Consider the following 6,397-nt stretch of genomic DNA (forward strand, 5'->3'; position numbering starts at 1 on the left):
TTTTTATAAATATTAAGCTGCAACAGGACACTGCAGGAGAAAACCTATGATGCGCAGGCGGGTTGTAATTACCGGAGTGGGGGCAATAACTCCGTTGGCTTCCGGGTTTGAGGCAACATGGAAAGGTTTGCAGAATGGTCAGAGTGGCATAGGCGCAATCAATCATTTTGACGCTGAGTCCTGGCCGGTAAGAATCTGTGGTGCCGTTGATGATTTCCAGGTGGGTAACTGGTTCTCCCCCAAAGATGCCCGCAAGATGGATCTGTTTCTTCAGTATGGTCTGGCGGCTTCCATCGAAGCGATCCGTCATTCCGGTCTTGAAATTACCGATGCCCTGAGTCCCCGAGCCGGTGTGGCTTTTGGTTCCGGCATTGGTGGTATTGGCACCATTGAAGAGACCGCCAACCTCCTTCAGGAGAAGGGGCCTCGTCGTGTATCTCCGTTTTTTGTACCGTCGGCCATTACCAATATGGTGGCCGGCTGGCTGTCCATGCAATACAACCTGCGTGGGCCGAATTTTGCCATTACCACAGCCTGTACCACCGGCACTCACTGCGTTGGTATGGCCGCCCGCATGATTGCCTGGGGTGATGCCGATGTGATGGTGGCCGGTGGTTCTGAAAAAGGCTCCTCTTCTCTGGGAATTGCTGGTTTCTCTGCGGCTCGGGCCTTGTCATCCCGTAATGATGACCCCGAAGCAGCCAGCCGTCCCTGGGATAAAGACCGGGATGGGTTTGTGTTGTCTGATGGTGCGGCAGCTCTGGTGCTGGAGTCCCTGGAGCATGCCCAGGCCCGCGGGGCAAATATCCTTGCGGAAATTACCGGTTTTGCCATGAGTGGTGATGCTTATCATATGACTTCGCCCCCCGACGATGGTCATGGCGCAATTCAGGCAATGGCGGGTGCGTTGAAAGATGCAGGTTTGAATGCTGAGGATGTTGATTATATCAATGCCCATGGTACGTCTACTCAGGCCGGTGATATGGTGGAGTCCTGTGCCATTGAGCAGGTGTTTAATGGTCATGCCGGTAAGCTGGCGGTCAGTTCCACAAAGTCCATGACCGGGCACCTGTTGGGGGCTGCGGGAGCACTGGAAGCGGCTATTGTTGCAAAATCTATTGTTGATGGTGTGGCGCTTCCGACCATTAATCTGGATAACCCCGATGAAGGGTGTGTGCTGGATTATGTACCCCATCAGGCCCGGGATATGAAGATACAGCACGCCCTGTCGAACTCCTTTGGATTTGGCGGCACCAATGCTACTTTGGCCTTTTCCCGGTTTGAATTGTAAATCAACAGTTCTGGGTTGTTTGGTTGTATGAATAAGGCAGACGCTCTACAGGCGGATTTTTGGGTGGATGGCTGCCCGGTGGACACTGTGCCTCTGAACGACCGGGGGTTTCAATACGGGGATGGCGTTTTTGAAACCATCCGTGTTGTGGGTGGGCGAATGCCCCTCAAGCCTTTGCACTATGAGAGACTGGTTTTGTCTTGTCAGCGGCTGGCTCTTCCTCTGGATTTATGTGTGTTGAAAACGCAGGTGCAGGGTTTTCTTGCGGGGCGGGGTAACGGCACTTTGAAAGTTATTGTCACCCGTGGCAGTGGTGGCCGGGGCTATAACCCGGCGGGCGCGACAGGGCGCACCGTTCTCGGATGGTTCCCTTTGCCGGATATTTCCCCAGCGTGGAGGGAAGAGGGCATCGAAGTCATGCTCTGCAAAACGCCTCTGGGTCATTCGCCGGTATTGGCGGGAATGAAACATCTGAACCGGCTGGAGCAGGTGTTGGCCCGGGGAGAGTGGCAGGGTACCGCATATGGGGAAGGTCTGGTTTCCGATATAGACGGTTTTCTGATTGAAGGAACAATGACCAACCTGTTTCTGGTAAAGTCAGGAAATCTTGTCACGCCTGATTTGTCTCTCTGTGGCGTGGAAGGGGTTTTACGCCGCTGGTTGATTGATGGTGGAGTGTCGGAGTTAGCTGTTTCCATTGGGAAGGTAGCTCAGAAAGAGTTGTTTTCTGCTGATGAAGTTTTTCTGGTTAATGGCGTTATGGGGGTTCTGCCGGTTCAACGGTGTCAGCAGCATAGCTGGCGGCCAGGGCCGGTGACCCGCACTGTTCAGAATAAGGTGTGCCAGCTTTTTAATGATTAAGCGTTGTTTGAAAATTATTTCCATTTTATTCACCCTTTTCCTTGTTGGTGCCGGGGTGTCTTTTATTTATCTGCAGAATTATCTTGATCGGCCGGTGATTAACGGCGGGGATGTTGTTGTCACTATTTCCCGTGGTGAATCGTTTTCTTCCGTGGCTGTCCGGCTGAATCAGAGGGGTCTGATTGATCAGCCTTTGTTGTTTAAGGCATATGCCCGTGTCATGAAGAAGGATACCGGCCTGCAGGCAGGGGAGTATTTGTTGCCCCAGGGAACAACAGTGATTGAATTGCTGGAGCATCTCTCTTCGGGCGATGTGATCCAGCATGCGGTCACCCTGGTGGAAGGACGCACTCTGGCAGAAAATCTTGAGGAGCTTGAGGGCAGTCGTTTGGAGCAGACGTTTTCTTCTGTGGAAGATACTTCGTTACAGGAACTTCTGGAGATTGAAGCTCCCGGGACGGAAGGTCTGTTCTTTTCCGATACCTACTTTTATGAGGCCGGTGATACGGATGTGACTGTTCTCCGCCGTGCACACCAGCGTTTGCTGGAAGTTTTGGATGAAGAGTGGCAGAGGCGTCAGCCGGGTCTGCCCTATAAAACCCCTTATGAGGCTTTGGTGATGGCCTCCGTGATTGAGCGGGAAACTGCGGTTTCTGAGGAGCGCCCGAGGATTGCCGGGGTTTTTGTCCGACGCCTGCAAAAGCGTATGCGCCTGCAGAGTGACCCCACGGTGATTTATGGTATGGGTGATGACTATGACGGGCGTATCCGTCGCCGTGATCTGAATGCCCGCACACCCTACAATACCTATCGTATTAACGGGCTTCCACCGACGCCTATTGCCCTGGTTGGTCGGGAAGCTATTCATGCGGCATTGAATCCGGCCAAGGGAGATGAGCTTTATTTTGTCGCCCGTGGTGATGGTTCCCATGTGTTTTCCCGTACCCTGCTGGAACATAACCGGGCCGTAAGAAAGTATCAGTTAAACCGGCGCGAGGATTATCGCAGTACGCCTCTGGTCACCAGTGACAGCGGACAGGAGTAATTATGGCTATTCAATCATTCGGTAAGGCTGTCGGTTCCGGTTTTTTTCTGACCATTGAAGGTGGTGAGGGCGCGGGTAAGACCACCAATATCGAGTTTGTCGCGGACTGGCTGACAAAACAGGGTATTGAATTTATCCGTACCCGGGAGCCGGGTGGCACGCCCCTGGCGGAGCGGATTCGCGATTTGTTGTTAACTCCCGGTGATGAAACAGTTGCGCCAATGACTGAGTTATTAATGATGTTTGCGGCCAGGGCCCAGCATCTGGAAGAGGTGATTAAACCGGCCCTTAAGGAAGGCAAACTGGTGCTTTGCGATCGTTTTACCGATGCCAGCTTTGCTTACCAGGGTTATGGTCGAGGCTTGAGTCTTCAGGCTTTAAAAACCCTGGAAACCCTGGTACAGGAAGAGCTGCGTCCGGATATGACTCTGCTTCTGGATATTTCTGTGGATGTGGGTATGGCCCGGGCCAGTGGGCGCGGAGAGCTTGACCGCATTGAACAGGAAAAGAGCGATTTCTTTGAACGGGTGCGGCTGGGGTATATCGATCGCGCTAGGGCTGAGCCTGACCGTTTTGTTGTGGTTGATGCTTCTGCTTCATTGGATAATGTACAAAACACTATCGCTACAGCTTTGCAGCAAAGGGTGATTCATGGGTGAGTCCCGATTATACCTGCCTATGGACTGGCATCAGGAAAACTGGCAGCAGCTGTCTGCCCGTTTCCAGCAGGAGCAACTGCCCCATGCGCTGTTGCTCCGGGGGCAGACCGGTGTGGGCAAACGGGAGTTTGCCCTGGCCTTCGCCCAATATGTGCTGTGTCTGGATAAAACGGATGGCACAGCCTGTGGGAAGTGTCGGGGCTGTAGCCTGAATATTGCGGGGACCCATCCTGATCTTCTATTGATTGAGCCGGAAGAAAGAGGTAGACAGATCAAGGTTGCCCAGGTGCGCAAGATGATCGAATTTACCGAGAAAACCCCCCAGCAGGGTGGGTTTCGAGTGGTGGTTTTGACACCTGCGGAAAATATGAATATCAGCTCCGCCAACGCACTGCTGAAATGCCTTGAGGAACCGGGGCGGGATACCTTGATGCTGCTGGTCAGTCAACAGGTCAGTAGCCTGTTGCCGACTATTCGCAGCCGATGCCAGCAGGTTCTGTTCTCCCGCCCGTCAACGGCTGAGGCATTAAAGTGGCTTGAAGGTTTTGTTTCTGATGGGCAACGGGCAAAGATCCTGCTTCAGCTGGCCGCTGGTGAGCCGGTTACTGCTTTGCGTTATGAGCAGGAAGGTTTGATTGAGCAGCGGGAAACCATGAAAACCGGTCTTGCCGGTTTAAGTCGAGGTGAAATTACACCCGCCGAGCTGGCCCTGGATTGGCAGGGGTTTGATCAGGTCATTGTGCTGGAATGGCTGGGGCTGTGGGTTCAGGAAATGGCCCGCTTTCAGGCCACCACAAGCCAGAGCTATCTTAAAACCGAAGATATGGCCAGAATGCTGGGTTATATTGCCGAGCGTGCGGGGCAGAGAAAGCTGCTTGATTTTCATCAGTGGCTGATTGAACAGCGTAATCTGGCCCTGTCTCAGGTGACATTAAATAAGCAGCTGGTGCTGGAAGCAGTGCTGATCCGCTGGCTGGCGCTGACGGTGTAACTGCATACACTGATAAAAACTGAATATAGATAATAACAAAGGTGAAACTATGGCGGCGAAGGGCAGTATTCTTTCCGTAACCATAAAGGATAAGGCGGTACTCTACTCTGCTTATATGCCGTTTCTGCAGGGAGGAGGGCTTTTTATTCCCACATCCAAGAAATATGACATAGGGGATGAGGTGTTTCTTCGGCTGACCCTGATGGATGAACCGGGCAAGCTGCCTGTTGCCGGACGCGTAGTCTGGGTAACCCCCCTGGGAGCTCAGGGTAACCGGCAGCCGGGTATTGGTCTGCAGTTCACTGATCTGGACGATACCGTGCGCAGCAAGATCGAAACTTATCTGGCGGGTGCTCTCAGATCCGAGCGCCAGACCAATACTATGTAAAATGTCTTTTTATTCTGAGTCATTTGATTGTCTATGTTTATTGATTCCCACTGTCATCTCGACCGCATTGATCTTGAGCCCTATGATGGTGAGCTGGAAGCTGCCCTGCAGGCCGCCGGCCAAGACGGAGTAAGTGGTTTTCTCAGTGTTTGTGTTGATCTGGAAACCTTTCCCGCTGTCCTGAAGACTGCAGAGTTCAATAATGTCTGGGCTTCTGTGGGGGTGCACCCACTGGAAAGCAAGGCAGAGGAACCAAAAGTGGATGAGCTTGTTCGGTTGTCTGCCCATAAGAAGATAGTGGCGATAGGGGAGACCGGCCTGGATTACTACTATGCCGGTGATCGTAAAGAGCAGATGCAGGAGCGTTTTATCACCCACTTGCAGGTGGCTTCCCAAACCCGGTTACCGGTTATCGTTCATACCCGTGATGCCCGTCAGGATACCCTTGATCTGATAGCCTCCCATGGGTGTAAGGAAAGTGCCGGTGTTCTGCATTGTTTTACTGAAGACTGGGATATGGCTAAAAAAGCAATGGATATGAATTACTATATTTCCTTGTCTGGCATCGTCACTTTCCGGAATGCTGAAGCCCTGCGTGATGTAGCAAAACAGGTACCCCTTGACCGCCTGTTAATTGAAACAGACTCTCCTTATCTTGCACCTGTTCCCCACAGGGGCAAATCCAATGAGCCCCGTTTTGTTGCTGATGTCGCAAGATTTCTTGCGGAGCTGAAAGGAGTATCCCTGAACGAGCTGGCTGAAATTACAACTAATAATTTTTATACCCTGTTTTCCAAAGCCAGAGCTGCTGTTTAAAAGTTGCTTGTTTTCTTTGTTTAAACGATTGCAAATTGTCGGCTGGGGCGTATAATGCGCCGCCAGTTGGCCATGAGTGTTTTGCGAAAATAAAGCGAAACACGAATTTCTGAGGCGAGAGCCGGACAGGCAGATGTTAGTTATTTACTGTCTTGAAGTTAAAAGAAAAAATGGTTGACACCGACAGCTTCCAGGGTAAAATGGCGGCCTCGCTGATCGGGACAGCTTCTAACGCTTCCCTCTCTGCTGAAGAGCAGAATCAGCCACTCAATACGAAATGCGCGATTGGGTGATCTTTAACAAAGAATTCAGGCAATTCGTGTGGGTGCTTGTCTGGTGAGAGGAG

7 protein-coding genes are annotated in these 6,397 nt (G+C 52.0%); all 7 read left to right on the top strand.

Annotated features, from left to right (window positions below):
* The first annotated feature begins 46 nt into the window (after window positions 1-46).
* From fabF to ACY2RQ_RS11150, 7 genes are read left to right on the top strand one after another with little or no spacing between them, the layout of a single operon-like run.
* Window positions 47-1,291: a beta-ketoacyl-ACP synthase II gene (gene fabF, locus ACY2RQ_RS11120; protein WP_490113039.1), complete on the top strand. Its 1,245-nt coding sequence runs from the start codon at window positions 47-49 to the stop codon at window positions 1,289-1,291.
* A 27-nt stretch (window positions 1,292-1,318) separates the two neighbouring features.
* Window positions 1,319-2,152, top strand: a complete 834-nt coding sequence (gene pabC, locus ACY2RQ_RS11125; RefSeq protein WP_490113040.1) for an aminodeoxychorismate lyase — start codon at window positions 1,319-1,321, stop codon at window positions 2,150-2,152.
* Entirely contained in the window at window positions 2,145-3,197 is a 1,053-nt protein-coding gene (mltG, locus tag ACY2RQ_RS11130; RefSeq protein WP_490113041.1) for an endolytic transglycosylase MltG, read from the top strand. Before pabC ends, mltG begins: the two co-directional genes overlap by 8 nt.
* Window positions 3,198-3,199: 2 nt before the next feature.
* Entirely contained in the window at window positions 3,200-3,856 is a 657-nt protein-coding gene (tmk, locus tag ACY2RQ_RS11135; RefSeq protein WP_490113042.1) for a dTMP kinase, read from the top strand.
* Window positions 3,849-4,847 carry a DNA polymerase III subunit delta' gene (locus ACY2RQ_RS11140; protein WP_490113043.1) on the top strand — a complete coding sequence of 333 codons (999 nt, stop codon included), beginning with the start codon at window positions 3,849-3,851 and terminating at the stop codon, window positions 4,845-4,847. Before tmk ends, ACY2RQ_RS11140 begins: the two co-directional genes overlap by 8 nt.
* 49 nt (window positions 4,848-4,896) lie before the next feature.
* Window positions 4,897-5,235, top strand: coding sequence for a PilZ domain-containing protein (locus ACY2RQ_RS11145; protein ID WP_490113044.1), 339 nt, complete (start codon window positions 4,897-4,899; stop codon window positions 5,233-5,235).
* Window positions 5,236-5,268: 33 nt separating this feature from the next.
* Window positions 5,269-6,051, top strand: a complete 783-nt coding sequence (locus ACY2RQ_RS11150) for a TatD family hydrolase (RefSeq protein ID WP_490113051.1) — start codon at window positions 5,269-5,271, stop codon at window positions 6,049-6,051.
* Window positions 6,052-6,397 lie beyond the last annotated feature (346 nt).

This window comes from Parendozoicomonas sp. 209JJ7-1, assembly GCF_058147085.1.